The organism is Pseudomonas sp. GW822-FHT06B12 (assembly GCF_058799675.1).
On the sequence record NZ_JBXALR010000001.1, the window covers coordinates 439,177 to 452,527 of the forward strand.

Below are 13,351 nucleotides of genomic sequence, written 5' to 3' on the forward strand. Positions count from 1 at the left end.
TCCTGCCTAACTCGGTAGGCTGGGTGATCTGGCGGGCCCGATGCCGGCCAGAGAACTATTGATCAGCTCACGCTGCTAGCGCAGCAGATGCACCGCCAAACCAATGAGCGCGCAGGCCATCAGCACTTGAATGACACCACGCTTGAAGCGAAACAAGGCGATAGCGGCTGCGATTGCGATCAGCGCGGAGGGCCAGTCGAGGGTGCCGCTGAACCCTTTGGGCCACAGCACGTGATAGCCGAAGAACATCGCCAGATTAAGAATCACCCCAACCACAGCGGCGGTAATCCCGGTAAGCGGCGCGGTGAACTTGAGTTCGTTATGAGTCGCCTCCACCAGCGGACCACCGGCGAGGATGAACAGGAACGAAGGCAGAAAGGTGAACCAGGTCACCAGCGTCGCCGCGACGGCGCCGGCCAGAAACACCTGATCAGCGCCGAACACCTGCGAAACGTAGGCCCCGACAAAGCCGACAAAAGCCACCACCATGATCAGCGGCCCCGGCGTGGTTTCCCCCAGCGCCAATCCGTCGATCATCTGTGTCGGGGTCAGCCAGCCATAGTGACCGACTGCGCCCTGATAGACATACGGGAGCACCGCATAGGCCCCGCCAAACGTCAGTAATGCGGCCTTGGTAAAGAACCAGCCCATTTGGGTCAAGGTACCTTCCCAGCCAAAGAGTGTGGTCAAGACGCCCATTGGCAAAGCCCATAACGCAGCACCGACGAGTGCCAGCAGCGCCAGTTTCAACCCGCTGAATCTGGCATGGTCAGGGGAGGGCGTGTCGTCATCGATCAAGGCTGGGCCGTAGGACTTTTTGGCAGCGCTGTGGCCCCCGACTCTGAACTTCTCGGGTGCCAGGCGTCCGCCGACATAGCCGATCAACCCAGCACCCAGCACGATCAGCGGGAACGGCACATTGAACGCGAAGATCGCCGTGAACGACGCCGCCGCCATGGCCCACAGCCAATTATTCTTCAGCGCGCGCGAACCAATCCGATGTGCCGCCTGCACCACGATCGCTGTCACGGCGGGCTTGATCCCATAGAACAGACCGGCCACCACCGGCACTTCGCCGAAAGCGATGTACATCCAGGACAAGGCAATCAGGATAAACAGCGAGGGCAGCACAAACAGCCCTCCGGCGATGACGCCACCCCAGGTGCGATGCATCAGCCAGCCGATGTAGGTTGCCAGCTGCTGAGCCTCAGGCCCTGGCAGCAACATGCAGTAGTTGAGGGCGTGCAGAAAACGCCGTTCGGAAATCCAGCGCCGCCGCTCGACCAACTCCTGGTGCATGATCGAGATCTGTCCCGCTGGCCCGCCGAAGCTGATAAAACCGAGCTTGAGCCAGAACCAGAATGCTTCACGCAAACTGATCGCCTCAGGTCTCGGCAGATCCTCGTCAACGAGTGATGGAGAAACCTTACTCATTGGGTTGTTCCTCTTTCACAAACGCTGCGAGCAAACCGTCGAATATGGCGCTTGCAGCCGCCAGCAAGTGGTCGTCATGAGTAATGGTTTCACGTAGCCCGGCCAGCACCCGTTCGATGCCGGCAGCCTCTACAGGCTGAATGCCGCCGACATCGAGGTAGTGCACCAGGGCCGCAATGCGGCGCAGACCGGGCTCCTGGATTTCAAAACTGGCTTGCAGGGTTTCGAAGGTCACACGGTTACCGACATGACTGAAGGTTGCCTCATCGAAGTCGAAGCCCAGAGCATCGGCCGGACAGTCCTGTGGACTGTTCAGCCAGAGGATCTGAGCGTGTGGGTCGATGAAGCGTCGAATCAGCCAGGCGCAGGCGAGTCGGTCAACCCACGGCCGCTGACGTGTTGCCCATACGCGACCCTGAAAGTCACTGAGACTCAGCGGCACTATTGGCTGGTCGCGGCTATGGGGTTCGTCCGCAGACAACGCTCTACTGACAGCGGTCTCAAGTTCCTGCAAAGCCGAATCGATCTGCTGCTTCGGCTTGCCAGGAAAGTAATCAATAGTGGTCAACTGTTCGTAGGCTTTGCGCAGTTTTCGAATCTGCCTGGTGGTCGCCAGTGCATTCTCGGTGTTGAGCTGTGCACGGCAGGCATCGATCTCAGTGCCTAACTTGCTGTACTCATCACTGCGGTCGAACAACGCTATGAAGCGTTCGCCATTGGGGTCGACAACAGGCAGGACAAAGGCGGTGCCATTGATGGCCAGAATATCGCGCTCGACAGAGGCCAGCGCTTCACGACAGGTGCTGGTATCCGGCAACAGATAGGCGCCATCGCGTAACACCGCAGCTCCAGAGGCTTTTAGGGCGCGCCAGGCTCGCATGCGCTCGGTGGCATTTGCGGTGGGAAGGCCAAGGATTAAAGCGAGCCAGTTTTTCATGTAGAGATACATTCAAAAAAAGTTTGTCTCTCTACAGTATTCCTCTGCCGAGCGATTGAAAAGCCCTTGACGTGCAGTACGCTGGATTGGGTTATGAATGGCAAATTTGCCGGCAGTGGGTCGTGCTGTGTCAGCAGTTGGGACTATTCGAAGAAAGCCGGGTCGTCATACCTGCTCTTTGACTTACTGCTTGTAACCGATCTGTCGCAACAGGTTCTTGCGCCACAGGATGTCTTCGTCGTCTTCAATGCCCTTGGCGCAGAAGCCATCCACTACGCCCAGGATCGCGCGCCCTTGTTCCGTCTCGGCGAGAATCACCTCGGTTGGATTGGCGGTCGCACAAAAAATATGGCACACCTCTGGAACCATTTTGACGGTGTTCAACACGTTTAGCGGATAGAAACCGTCGCCGAGGAAAATGATGAAGCTATGGCCCGCAGCGATGGCTTGGGCATTTTTTTGGGCCAGTTCGATCATCGCGGAATCGGTGCCAGACCAGCGCACCAGGCATTTGCCAGAGGCTTCGCAAAAGGCCACGCCAAACGCGATACCCGGCACGGTATTGACCAACGCTTCATGAATGTCCTCGACGGACTTGATGAAGTGCGTCTGACCAAAAATGAAGTTCGTCGCTTCCGGCTTATCGATTTTCAACGTGATGAGTTGCATCTCAAACGTCTCCTTTCACGGTAGTGCTTAGCATAGCTACTGATTTGCCAGTGCTCCGTCCACTGACGGCGTCTGGCCGAAAACTACCCTCCATTGCGCATAAGCCTGCGGCAAGCACACCGCACACGGTCGATAACCGGCAGCCCGGGCGGTGGCTTCATCGGCAAAGAACACCCGATGCGCGACATAGCCGCCACGAGCAATGGCGCGTAGCGCAGCAGGGCAGTCCAGTCGGCCGAAGATTCGTGAGCGCCGATGACCGCCCAATTGCCCGGGCTCGGCGCTGTCGACGTGCTTGCCCTGAGCGTTGAGCAATACAAAGCGTTTCATGCGTTCGGCACCCGCCACAAATACCAGGCCGCCACGGTGCGGTGAGGGCTCCATGCCTCGCCGATATCGATCATCTGCTTGCGGCTCGGCTGTTGCTCCAGACCTTTGAGGCGACGGTAGCCGTCGCGCACGCCAAAGTCGTCGGCGGGCAGGATGTCCATGCGTTCCAGGGTGTAGATCAGCAGCATCTCGACGGTCCAGCGGCCGACGCCGCGCAACTGAGTCAGACGTTCGATCAGTACGTCGTCGCTCATCGACAGCGCGCTTGAGCGATCCGGCACCAGACCTTCCAGCGCGCCTTGGGCGATGCCTTGAAGCGTGGCGATCTTGCTGCCGGAGAAACCACAACCGCGCAGCACCTCGAATTCGCAGGCCAGCAGCTGTTCGGGTGTCGGGAAGGGGGACTCAGGAAACAGCGCCAGCAAACGCCCAAGAATCGCATCGCCGGCACGGGCATGCAGTTGCTGATAAGCAATGGCCCGAACCAGCGCCTCATAGGGATCGCGGGCCGGTTTCGGCTGATGTAGGCATGGGCCGATGGCTGCGATGTGCCGCGCCCAGTCTGGGTCAATGGCGGACAGGAACTGGCTGGCACGGTGATAGGGCATGGGTGTTCCGGCAGAAGTTTAGGCACAGCAGGCAGATTAAAGCTCTGCCTGCAGGATCGCACCCGGTCTCTTGCGCTCAAACTTTAATGTTTGTGCCGGTGATGAATATCCGGGAAGTGCGGATGGCTGTGGCGGATCTGCGCATGCTGGTGATAGTGGCTGTGAGGTTCGCTGCCGTCCCATTCAAAGTCGTGTTCATGCTGATGGTGCTCATCGTGAACATGTCGATGGTCATGGCTGAGTGGGTCGTGCTGATGTTCGTGGGCATGGTTTTCACGAAGGTGAATCCATACGCCGATCCCCATCAGCACGGCGGCGATCCAGAACGTAACTGACACCGGCTCGCCCAGCAGCACAATGGCAATCGCCGCACCCAGAAACGGCGCGGTCGAAAAGTATGCGCCCGTGCGTGCAGTGCCCAGGCCGCGAAGGGCGAGCACGAACAGCACCAGGCTAATGCCGTAGCCCAGAAAGCCGACCAAGAGTGTCGGCGCGAGCGTGGCAATGTTTGGTAGTTTGGCTCCCAGCAAAAGCGCAAGCGTACAGTTGACCGCCCCTGCGACCAGTCCCTTGATGCCGGCAATAAACAGCGCGTCGGACGCCGAGATCTTGCGGGTCAGGTTGTTATCGATGGCCCAGCAGGCACAGGCCAGCGCCACCGCCAGCGGGCCGATCCAGCCCTGCGCCTGTGCCGGACCTTGTGGCCAGGCGAGGATCACTCCGCCAACGGTGATGGCCAACATCCCCGCAACGATTCGCCGATCGGCGTTCTCCTTGAACACCAGCCAGGCCAGCAGCGCCGTCAGCACCGATTCCAGATTGAGCATCAGCGAGGCCGTTGCACTTGAAGTCAGGGTCAAACCGAACATCAAGGCCACCGGACCGAGCACGCCGCCGAAAGCAATTGCCCCGATCAACCACGGCCATTCTCCGGCCGTCAGGCCGGTTGCCTGCCAGCCGCGGTCGCGGAAAAACCTGACGATGGTCAAACCGACACCACTGCCCAGGTACAGCAATCCGGCCAGTAAAACCGGTGAGACGTCCACGCCCAACAGCTTGGCCAGTGGTGTGCTGGCGCCAAACAGTGCAGCCGCGCTCAAGGCGTAGAAAATGCTCAGATTCATAGGGCTTCAGTTCCACCGGGGGGGATTAACGCAATAGATTCACGGCTAAACCCGTGACTGCGCAAGCAATCAATACTTCAGGTTTGCAGACGATCACATCTCTACGACGCAAACATATAAAGCTTGCGACAGCCATAGCGTGGTGAGATCAATCGGAAGGGCGCGCTATTTGATCTGCACGATGACTGGACCTTCCGTTACGATCGGCGGGTTCGCGTGGATATTCGAGGCATTTTTCTGAATCCAGTCGCGCGCGACTTTCAAGCTCGCATCGCTGCCGGCCTTGTCCGTGCAAACAGTCACCGCCGTACCGCCATCACCCGTATTGAGCAGTGTGTAGCTTACGAGGCCAGGCACTGTCCGCAGGGCAGCCTCGACGTCGGCCCTGCGCTCTTCTAAAAGCTTGAAAAGCTGCTTTGCTCCAGTACCCAAGTAGGTTCTTATAACTGCATACATGGTCGTCTCCTTTAGGAGTTACCGTCTTGATGCCCATCCAGATCCGCTGATGGCCGCTATCACTCAGGTTTCAGTTCACCCTGATTCATTCAGCTTAGCCAAACGCCGGCGACAAGCGAAATGCAACGACCACCGGCCACTTTTGGCCGAAAGCGCTATATCAAGAAAGATTACACAGGCAATCGTTAGGTTTGCTGAAGCCCAGCTTGATTTCACTTCGTTTTTCAATGTCTCGGGTTGGCAGTCGCGCAGGCACTAGCGGGCAAGCTATCCAGAAACCTGGAAATCTGCCGAGCGCCCCGAAACCGGACGACAGGAATCAGCGGCCCGAAGGCCAAACGCGCCGCCTCGATACCGGGACGTTGTACCCGATCAAAGTTCCACACGTAGTTCAGAAAGGACAAGAATTCCCTATCCAGCTTCTCTGTGCAGCCTGACGGAAGATCTGCGCGCGGTCGGTTCAACACGCTGCGCAGAATGACCCGCGTGAAGCAGATAACACGGGGTGTATCGAGCCAGATGATGAGGTCTGCACGGGGCAGCCGTAAGTCGAAGGTTCGCCGGCAATAATTGCCTTCACAAATCCATGCGTCTGGAGCAACCGCTTCCCGAACTCGTGCGCGGAACGCCTCGGCATCTGGTTCTACCCAGCCGGCTTCCCAGAACAGCGTGTCCAAGTGTGTCACTGACAGGTCCAGGCGTTTGCCTATTTCCCGCGCAAGGGTTGATTTACCACTCCCTGAGTTTCCCAAAATCACAATGCGCTGCATGAGCAAGTCCTTGCTGCAAACCGGCAATTGTAAATCACCAACCTGACTGGCGAAAATCTATCAGGCTCGCTGGCCTTGGCTCAGTACCATGGATGTCGACATTGCCTGAAGAGAGCTAACCCAGCGAGTGTAGGGTTCAGCAGATTTGTAAATTCCGGTGATGCTCAAGCTACATAGGTCAGCTCTCAGAAGAAATGATTGAGTCGTGACTGGATTCAGCAGCCAGCTTCAATCGGTCAGCTTTACTAATGTATTTAGACTTGCTTGGCGGTGCCAATTTGGCACTAGCCTTTTTGGCGTGAGCCTTTAATAACTGCTTTATTTTTTTACGACGATTCATAGTGTTCTACTCGGTTTGTAAGTTCTTGAATGATACCAGCTTAAAATATTGGTCCAGATCCCTGTGGTGCGCACTTACTGCATAACGTTGGAGATAGGCGGTGAATCGCCCCTGGTTTCCTGGGCTTTGTACGAAAACTGCCTGCGCGTCGACCAGACGGCGTTAAAAACAGGCTCGGACGAACGGAGTGAGAACGTCCGAAGGACGGCCCGAAGGGGCTGCGCAGCGGATAATGCTCATTTAGGGGCCTAGAGTCGCGTGCGGCCCCAGCCGTTCCTCGCCTGTTTTTGCCTTGCCTGATCGCTGCTCGGCGAGTTTTCGTACAGACCCTGAAAGCCTCCGAATGACCTCTTCTGCCCGAAAGCCGTCCATCTGGAGTATCAAGCAAGGCCATCAGGCACGGCGAGCCATCAACAATACGGACGCAGCGGCGGACAACAACCCGGCGCAGCAACGGTTGAAAATCCGTTTGCCTCGCGGCTCGGCGAACCAGCGAGGAATGTGCAAACCATGTAGGCGTAGGCGCTGATGTCGATCCACTCCAGACACAAAAACAATTCACCGAGCACTGTGAACTGTGGCGTCACGGCCTGCGTCGGGTCGACGAACTATGGGAGGAACGCGGTGAAAATCAAGATTGCTTTCGGGTTCCCTAAGGCAATCCTGTATTCGAGAGTACTCGTGTGCAATCCTACGTGCAGCGAATCACTAGCCGATGTGCCATAGACACGCGGTTTCTCCCCCCGCACGTGCTAAGGACAGGGAAGCGATGAATGAGATTAATACAGCCCTCATTGCATTGAGTGGCGTGCTGGCAGGTGCTTACGTCAACAATTTCGCGGCTGAAGACTTTCGTCGATTTAGAGATAGTCAGGCTTTAGCCGGGGCGTTGGCTGGAGAACTTGCTTCGATCCAAGTAGCCCTCCCTGATCTGCTTAGTGCTCTCAACAATATGAAGGCGCAAGTCCGGGCTTGTGAGCGTCTAGACCTGCACGAGTTTCCGCAACAGTCCAGCCCAATTTTTGAAGCGAATGCTCAGCGAGTTGGCTTACTTGATCCCGTTCTGGCAAGAGAGGTGGCTTTTGTTTATGAGCGGGTTAGAGCATTCCGGGCGTTATTCCATCACCTTTCAAAGCATCACAATGATATGCAAAATGAGGGGCGCGAATCACTTGTTCGGGGGGGCATCCAGTTTGTCGACGGCGGTGAAAAAAGGATTGACGCGCTGGTAAAAAACTTGGATGCCCATACCAAGAAAGCGTGGAGGCTACCCAAGCTAGTGAGGTGGGGTATCGCTGTCGCAATTCTATTTGGTGCCGTTAGCGTTGGTTTTTTTTCGTACCGGCACTTCACGCCTGGGCGCCTCCATCCCTCATGAAAATTTCAGGGCAGATTTAGGGCAAAACTGGGGCCGCTGGAGGCCTTTATAGGATATTGCAATGCAGTGGAGTGCCCAGTTTAAACGGCCAAAACCAAATATTCTCCAGAAAATAGATCTTTCACCTTGATACGTTGTGGAACGATTTCAACGACTAAAGAACGGCGGGTGAAATCTGGTCTTTCTGTCCTTCTTGAGTGATATCGAAAATCTTTTGGCTGCATACAGCGAAATTTTGCAAATCGAACTCCACCAAATATGTCTTATTGGGTTGTGCGAGGAAGGTACGAGACAGCGGGCCACATTTCTCTATCCGGTAAGTCGTGCCGAAGTCATTACGCCAGTTTGCTTCGCCTTCAACTTCAGTTAGTTGATCTGCTGGCACCAGAATTGCGCGGCTCGGCTTGGCGCCATAGATCCCCCTAGTGAGCCCCTTATACAGCCCCCTGGCAAACGCCGGCATTTGCTGTTCTTGAGCATCGTTATATACAGCGCCTACATTGTTCAGATTTCCGGGTTTCCCAATCCTGAAAATCACCGGTGATCCGGTGCTGACCGCTTTGAAAATAATCTTTGAATTATGTTCGTTCGGGGTTAGTACAACAGGTTTTTCAAGCGGCTGTGGGGGAGTCGCTTCCTTATGCGAAGAGCAGCCTGCGAGAAAGCCTGTGGCCATGATCAAAGGGATGGTCCAAGCTAATAAATTGCGCATAAATCAATCCTGAGGCCCATTAAATTCTACGACTCTTAATTGTTGATAGCCTAAGGCTACTACGCCGAAACGTCCAGAGTTAACCCTGCTTCGAATGGCTGTTTCAGGTCGAAAGCCGCCCATCACGAGTATCAAGCAAGCCCATCAGGCACGGCGAGCCATCAGCAATACGGACGCGGCGACGGACAACAACCCGGCGCAGCAACGGTTGAAAATCCGTTTGCCTCGCGGCTCGGCGAACCAGCGACGCATGTGCAAGCCCATGTAGGCATAGGCGCTGATGGCGATCCATTCCAGACACAAAAACAATGCACCGAGCACCGCAAACTGTGGCGTCACGGCCTGCGTCGGGTCGATGAACTGTGGGAGGAACGCGGTGAAAATCAAAATTGCTTTCGGGTTGCCGGCCGCCACCAGAAACTCCTGCCGGGCCAACGCCATGATGCCAATCGGCGCGCTGGCGACTGCGCTTTCAGCCTGCGGGTTGGCACGCCAGAGCTGAACCGCGAGGTAGAACAGATACGCCGCACCGAGAATCTTGATCCCGTAAAACAGCAGCTCTGACGTTTGCAGCACCACCGCCAGTCCGGCCGAGGCCAACGCGATCATCCCGGCAAACGCCAGCAAACGGCCGATTCCGGCTACACAAGACGTGCGGTAGCCGTATCGGGTCGAGTTGCTGACCGAGAGCAGATTGTTCGGACCTGGCGCCATGTTCAGGGCGAAACAGGCGGGAAGGAACAGCGTAAGCGTGGCGAGATCCATGGCGGGCTCCGGGAGTCGGGACGATATTTTTATCACAGGTGTGTGGCCGTGGTCCCGGTTGGCTTTGCGTTGCATCGAGAACTACTCTCCAGTGGTGAAATCCGCACGCAAAGGAGGGGTGTCATAGCGCATAACTGCGTTGTATCCCCTCACTCTCTTCCCAAACGCCGCATGTCAGATCGGTAGAGCGTGCTGCCGAATGCTATCCACCAAGCCCGTTCAGGGTGTGCAAGCTCAAGCAGTTGTCGTTGCGAGAGCATCAATGCAATAGAGGAGGACTGCAATGAAGTACATGATCAGCTGGTTCGAACGCCCACAAGGTTCGCCTGCGGAGTACGAGAGTGCGCAGAAACGGATCCTTGAAGTGTTCAGTCAATGGAAAGCACCGGACAATTTCAAGATCGAAGTGTTTGTCGTGCGCGTGGGGGAGTGGGGTGGACACATGTTGGTGGACTGCGACGATCCGCTGGCGGTTCACAAGGTTTGCTCGACGTTTCCTGCGTTTGAGTTCCAGGCGCGGCCAGTGATTGCCGTCGAGGACGCGGTCCGGGTCGAACTCGAAGCCATTACCTGGCGCGATGGACTGAAACGCCAGTGATAGTCGCAATTACTTTCTACTTCGGTCAGACGGTGGGCAAACCTTTGTCAAAGCCAAGGGCGGCGACGCGATGATCAACACCCAGGTCCAGGAAAACTGGTTCTGGGCTTGGGTCCTGACCGGTTACACCACCAAGATTTCCGGTGATGTGGTCAAGCTGAAAAACGTTCAGTAAACGCAGTGCTTCGCCTGCGGGCGAGCGCGTTCTGACGTGAAAAAGCCCGGTTATCCGGGCTTTTTCGTCACTGGGCAGAGCAGCACAGAGCGGTTCTGCCAATCGCTCAAGTAAGTCTTCAGCCTTGAAGTGCCGTCATCAGCACTTGCACCAACTGACCCCCTTGCGGCGTAGCCCAGCTACCGGCGAGTTCTGCAATCAGCTGGTTGGTGGTGGTCAGCGTCACGCCACCTTTATCCATCCGCCGCAGGGCGATGTCATCGGCCATTGCGCTGGGTGAACCGCCGCCATCGGCAACCACCTGAACTTCATACCCATCGCGCACCAGCGTCAGCGCCGGATAGACCGTGCAGACGTCATTGGTGACACCGGCAATGATCAGCTTTTTACGGCCCGTGGCTTTGACGGCGGCGGCGAAGTTTTCATCGTCCATGGCGTTGACGATGCCCAGGCGTTTGATGCGGGAAGCGAATTCGGCAGGGAGGATCTGCTCCAGTTCACTCAGCAGTGGCCCCTGAGCGTGCTCCTCCATGCTGGAGGTCAGTACCACTGGAAGCTTCAGAATGCTTGCCGCTTTTGCGAGCATCAGAGCGTTGCGTTTCAGCTCTTCGAAAGGAATGGATTTCACCCACCCCATAGTCCCCACCTGGTGATCAATCAACAACAGGGCGGCATTGTCTGCACTGAATTTTTCGTACGGCATGATGATTCTCCTGGCGCTAAGGTTGGGGTGCTAGAGCCCCAGGTTTTGGACTGTTTCGATCACTCATGCCGGGCTCATGGCCGGGTAATCGATATACCCCTGCGCGCCCGGTGCGTAGAACGTGTCCTTGTTCGGAACATTAAGCTCAGCGCCTGCGCGAAAACGCTCGGGCAGATCGGGGTTGGCGAGGAAGGCGCTGCCAAACACTGCCGCGTCTGCCCGGCCATCAGCGATCAAGGTTTCGGCAGAGCGTTGATCGAGCCCGCCACCGATCAGATAACTGCCGTCGAACAGTGGGCGCAACAAGGCGTGGTAATCGATGCTGGCGCCGAATATAGCAACGTGCAGATAGGCGAGGTTCAAGCCACGCAGTTGCTCGACCAGATAGGTGTAGGTTTGTTGCGGGTTGGCATCGACGATGTCGTTGAAGTTCATTTCAGGGGAAATCTTGATGCCCACACGATCGCTGCCGACTTCGCTCGCCATGGCGTTGAGCACTTCCAACACGAACCGGGCACGGTTCTCAACGGAACCGCCATATTCGTCAGTGCGCTGATTGCTGCCCGTCGACAGGAACTGCTCTGGCAGATACCCGGAGGCTGCGTGCAGTTCGACACCGTCGAAACCGGCCTCTATGGCCAGGCGCGCGGCCTGCCGGTAGCTCTCGATAACAGCGGCAATCTCAACCACGCTCAGCGCATGTGGGGTGACGAAGTCCTGAAGGCCCGTCGCTGTCCAGGTCTGGCCGGCGGGTTTGATCGCGGAGGGGGCTTGTGGCCGCGCGCCCTCAGGCAACAGCGAAGGGTGCGAAATGCGTCCGCAGTGCATCAACTGCATGAAGATCCGTCCGCCGCGAGCATGTACGGCTTCGGAAACCTGCTTCCAGACGGCAACCTGCTCGGCGGTTTCGATACCGGGGGTGCGGACGTAGCCCTTACCCAGCGCAACAGGGAACACACCTTCAGTGATGATCAACCCGGCACTGGCGCGCTGCGCGTAGTAAGTCGGCACCAGCTCGGTAGGCACCCCAAAGTCATCGGAGCGCGAACGAGTCATCGGGGCCATGACCATTCGGTTGGACAGTTGATGGCGACCGAGCTGGACTTGAGAAAAAAGCGAATTCATTGCGGTGCTCCTCAGTAAACGACGTGGCTATCATTGATCAATCCGAATCCGGGATAAACCGGGTAAAATTGAAATGACTGATCCACTGATGGAGCAATGACATTGGAATTTCTCAACGACATGGCGCTGTTCGTCGAGGTCGTGAAGGCGCGGAGTTTTCGCCGGGCGGCGGAGGCGATGGGGATGCCGAACTCGACGCTGTCGCGCCGGATAAGCGGCCTTGAGAAGGAAATCGGGCTAAGGCTTTTGCATCGCACCACGCGCAAGATCGAGCTGACCGAGGCGGGGCAGTTGTACTTCGATCGCTGCAAACGCATTGTCGAGGAGGCCAGGCTTGCGCACGAGCAGCTAGGCGAAATGCTTGCTCGCCCTAGCGGTGTACTGCGGGCCTCGTTCCCGGTGGACTTCGCCAATATCTACCTGGCGCCGCTGATTGCGGAGTTTGCCCGGCTTTATCCCGGTATCAGTTTCGAGTTCGATCTGACCCCGCGTCAGGTCGATTTGGTGAGTGAGCCGGTTGATGTGGTCATTCGCATGGGCGAGCCTGCAAGTTCGAACCTGATCGCCCGTAAGCTCGCCAGTTTTCGCCGCTATCTTTACGCCTCACCCCGCTATCTGGAGCTGTCGGGTGAGCCTGTTCATCCTTCGGATCTGACAAATCACCAATGCCTGCGGCTGCGCGGAACGCCTGCTGACCGCTGGACACTCTCCAGCCGTGAAGGGGAGGTGGAGGTCGAGATTGGCGGTCGATTCGAACTCAACAGCGTGGGAATGATTCGACGTCTGGCGACGCTGGATCTGGGGATCGCGTTACTGGCGGAAGGTATCGCTGCGCAGGACGTTGCCAATGGCACGTTGCGCAGAGTCTTGCCGCAGTGGCAGGCCTCGCCCATCTCGGTTTACGCCCTCACCGAGACGCGGCTGTTGCCAGCGAAAACCCAACGGTTTATCGAGTTTCTGCGTGAGCGATTACAAGACGCCTGACGCAGTCCTTACGACGGTTGCGCTGGTTCCGAGACGGGCTTCCGTTATCAGGGAGTTTACGTACCGCCGTCACTGGTTCAGCAGATCGTGAAGAGCAAGTCACAGCCATACGTCGAGCGGGGGCTTGGGATTGACTGCGCGGTGTGCCAGGCGTTGAGGCCGTTGGCTATTTATGTGGCGGCTTCCTAGAACTTTTCCCTATTTATCGGTCTATGTGGATAAGCACATAAAGCTCGGTAAGCG

16 protein-coding genes and 1 pseudogene are annotated in these 13,351 nt (G+C 56.9%); 3 read left to right on the forward strand and 14 right to left on the reverse strand.

The genetic code is table 11. The features are described 5' to 3' along the window. Positions 1-75 precede the first annotated feature (75 nt). The 10 genes and pseudogenes from chrA to AC1RKH_RS02170 all read right to left on the reverse strand — a co-directional run. Complete coding sequence (gene chrA / locus AC1RKH_RS02125; protein ID WP_493060907.1) at positions 76-1,434, reverse strand: chromate efflux transporter; 1,359 nt, start codon at positions 1,432-1,434, stop codon at positions 76-78. Next, positions 1,427-2,371: a chromate resistance protein ChrB domain-containing protein gene (locus AC1RKH_RS02130; protein WP_493060908.1), complete on the reverse strand. Its 945-nt coding sequence runs from the start codon at positions 2,369-2,371 to the stop codon at positions 1,427-1,429. Before AC1RKH_RS02130 ends, chrA begins: the two co-directional genes overlap by 8 nt. 183 nt (positions 2,372-2,554) lie before the next feature. Next, positions 2,555-3,040, reverse strand: coding sequence for an adenosine-specific kinase (locus AC1RKH_RS02135; protein WP_493060909.1), 486 nt, complete (start codon positions 3,038-3,040; stop codon positions 2,555-2,557). Positions 3,041-3,076: 36 nt separating this feature from the next. Then, entirely contained in the window at positions 3,077-3,370 is a 294-nt protein-coding gene (locus tag AC1RKH_RS02140; RefSeq protein ID WP_493060910.1) for an Ada metal-binding domain-containing protein, read from the reverse strand. Further along, positions 3,367-3,978 (reverse strand): DNA-3-methyladenine glycosylase family protein, encoded by a 612-nt coding sequence (locus tag AC1RKH_RS02145; protein ID WP_493060911.1) that lies wholly within the window; start codon positions 3,976-3,978, stop codon positions 3,367-3,369. Before AC1RKH_RS02145 ends, AC1RKH_RS02140 begins: the two co-directional genes overlap by 4 nt. A gap of 83 nt (positions 3,979-4,061) precedes the next feature. Next, on the reverse strand, positions 4,062-5,102 hold the full coding sequence (locus tag AC1RKH_RS02150; protein ID WP_493060912.1) for a DMT family transporter: 1,041 nt from the start codon (positions 5,100-5,102) through the stop codon (positions 4,062-4,064). Between the two features lie 165 nt (positions 5,103-5,267). After that, positions 5,268-5,558, reverse strand: coding sequence for a hypothetical protein (locus tag AC1RKH_RS02155; RefSeq protein ID WP_123425310.1), 291 nt, complete (start codon positions 5,556-5,558; stop codon positions 5,268-5,270). Between the two features lie 224 nt (positions 5,559-5,782). Beyond that, a complete protein-coding gene (locus AC1RKH_RS02160) occupies positions 5,783-6,328 on the reverse strand; it encodes a P-loop NTPase family protein (protein WP_493060913.1) in 546 nt (181 codons plus the stop codon). A 178-nt stretch (positions 6,329-6,506) separates the two neighbouring features. Further along, positions 6,507-6,668: a DUF2986 domain-containing protein gene (locus AC1RKH_RS02165; RefSeq protein WP_081729292.1), complete on the reverse strand. Its 162-nt coding sequence runs from the start codon at positions 6,666-6,668 to the stop codon at positions 6,507-6,509. 393 nt (positions 6,669-7,061) lie between these two features. Further along, a pseudogene (locus tag AC1RKH_RS02170) lies at positions 7,062-7,339 on the reverse strand (LysE family translocator); the annotation flags it as partial. 98 nt (positions 7,340-7,437) lie between these two features. Between AC1RKH_RS02170 and AC1RKH_RS02175 the strand changes: the two are divergent. Beyond that, positions 7,438-8,046, forward strand: a complete 609-nt coding sequence (locus AC1RKH_RS02175) for a hypothetical protein (protein WP_493060914.1) — start codon at positions 7,438-7,440, stop codon at positions 8,044-8,046. A gap of 154 nt (positions 8,047-8,200) precedes the next feature. On the opposite strand, the gene AC1RKH_RS02180 is transcribed toward AC1RKH_RS02175, so the two are convergent. Together AC1RKH_RS02180 and AC1RKH_RS02185 are read right to left on the reverse strand one after the other, a co-directional pair. Continuing rightward, positions 8,201-8,758, reverse strand: a complete 558-nt coding sequence (locus AC1RKH_RS02180) for a putative periplasmic lipoprotein (protein WP_493060915.1) — start codon at positions 8,756-8,758, stop codon at positions 8,201-8,203. Positions 8,759-8,902: 144 nt separating this feature from the next. Then, positions 8,903-9,523, reverse strand: coding sequence for a LysE family translocator (locus AC1RKH_RS02185; protein WP_493060916.1), 621 nt, complete (start codon positions 9,521-9,523; stop codon positions 8,903-8,905). 283 nt (positions 9,524-9,806) lie between these two features. Between AC1RKH_RS02185 and AC1RKH_RS02190 the strand changes: the two genes are divergently transcribed. Beyond that, on the forward strand, positions 9,807-10,121 hold the full coding sequence (locus tag AC1RKH_RS02190) for a DUF3303 domain-containing protein (protein WP_493060917.1): 315 nt from the start codon (positions 9,807-9,809) through the stop codon (positions 10,119-10,121). Positions 10,122-10,414: 293 nt separating this feature from the next. On the opposite strand, the gene AC1RKH_RS02195 is transcribed toward AC1RKH_RS02190, so the two are convergent. Together AC1RKH_RS02195 and AC1RKH_RS02200 are read right to left on the reverse strand one after the other, a co-directional pair. Then, positions 10,415-10,999, reverse strand: a complete 585-nt coding sequence (locus tag AC1RKH_RS02195) for an isochorismatase family protein (protein ID WP_493060918.1) — start codon at positions 10,997-10,999, stop codon at positions 10,415-10,417. A 63-nt stretch (positions 11,000-11,062) separates the two neighbouring features. Further along, the gene (locus AC1RKH_RS02200; RefSeq protein WP_493060919.1) at positions 11,063-12,124 is read right to left on the reverse strand and encodes an alkene reductase; all 1,062 of its coding nucleotides are present in this window, start codon (positions 12,122-12,124) and stop codon (positions 11,063-11,065) included. Positions 12,125-12,226: 102 nt separating this feature from the next. On the opposite strand from AC1RKH_RS02200, the gene AC1RKH_RS02205 reads away from it, so the two are divergent. Next, positions 12,227-13,108: a LysR family transcriptional regulator gene (locus tag AC1RKH_RS02205; RefSeq protein WP_493061369.1), complete on the forward strand. Its 882-nt coding sequence runs from the start codon at positions 12,227-12,229 to the stop codon at positions 13,106-13,108. Positions 13,109-13,351: the final 243 nt, after the last annotated feature.

Coding starts and splice junctions, on each gene's coding strand:
- AC1RKH_RS02190 (WP_493060917.1), top strand. CDS start 9,807: ATGAAGTACATGATCAGCTGGTTCGAACGCCCACAAGGTTCGCCTGCG.
- AC1RKH_RS02135 (WP_493060909.1), bottom strand. CDS start 3,040: ATGCAACTCATCACGTTGAAAATCGATAAGCCGGAAGCGACGAACTTC.
- AC1RKH_RS02165 (WP_081729292.1), bottom strand. CDS start 6,668: ATGAATCGTCGTAAAAAAATAAAGCAGTTATTAAAGGCTCACGCCAAA.
- AC1RKH_RS02180 (WP_493060915.1), bottom strand. CDS start 8,758: ATGCGCAATTTATTAGCTTGGACCATCCCTTTGATCATGGCCACAGGC.
- AC1RKH_RS02130 (WP_493060908.1), bottom strand. CDS start 2,371: ATGAAAAACTGGCTCGCTTTAATCCTTGGCCTTCCCACCGCAAATGCC.
- AC1RKH_RS02160 (WP_493060913.1), bottom strand. CDS start 6,328: ATGCAGCGCATTGTGATTTTGGGAAACTCAGGGAGTGGTAAATCAACC.
- AC1RKH_RS02200 (WP_493060919.1), bottom strand. CDS start 12,124: ATGAATTCGCTTTTTTCTCAAGTCCAGCTCGGTCGCCATCAACTGTCC.
- AC1RKH_RS02140 (WP_493060910.1), bottom strand. CDS start 3,370: ATGAAACGCTTTGTATTGCTCAACGCTCAGGGCAAGCACGTCGACAGC.
- AC1RKH_RS02175 (WP_493060914.1), top strand. CDS start 7,438: ATGAATGAGATTAATACAGCCCTCATTGCATTGAGTGGCGTGCTGGCA.
- AC1RKH_RS02185 (WP_493060916.1), bottom strand. CDS start 9,523: ATGGATCTCGCCACGCTTACGCTGTTCCTTCCCGCCTGTTTCGCCCTG.
- chrA (WP_493060907.1), bottom strand. CDS start 1,434: ATGAGTAAGGTTTCTCCATCACTCGTTGACGAGGATCTGCCGAGACCT.
- AC1RKH_RS02145 (WP_493060911.1), bottom strand. CDS start 3,978: ATGCCCTATCACCGTGCCAGCCAGTTCCTGTCCGCCATTGACCCAGAC.
- AC1RKH_RS02195 (WP_493060918.1), bottom strand. CDS start 10,999: ATGCCGTACGAAAAATTCAGTGCAGACAATGCCGCCCTGTTGTTGATT.
- AC1RKH_RS02155 (WP_123425310.1), bottom strand. CDS start 5,558: ATGTATGCAGTTATAAGAACCTACTTGGGTACTGGAGCAAAGCAGCTT.
- AC1RKH_RS02150 (WP_493060912.1), bottom strand. CDS start 5,102: ATGAATCTGAGCATTTTCTACGCCTTGAGCGCGGCTGCACTGTTTGGC.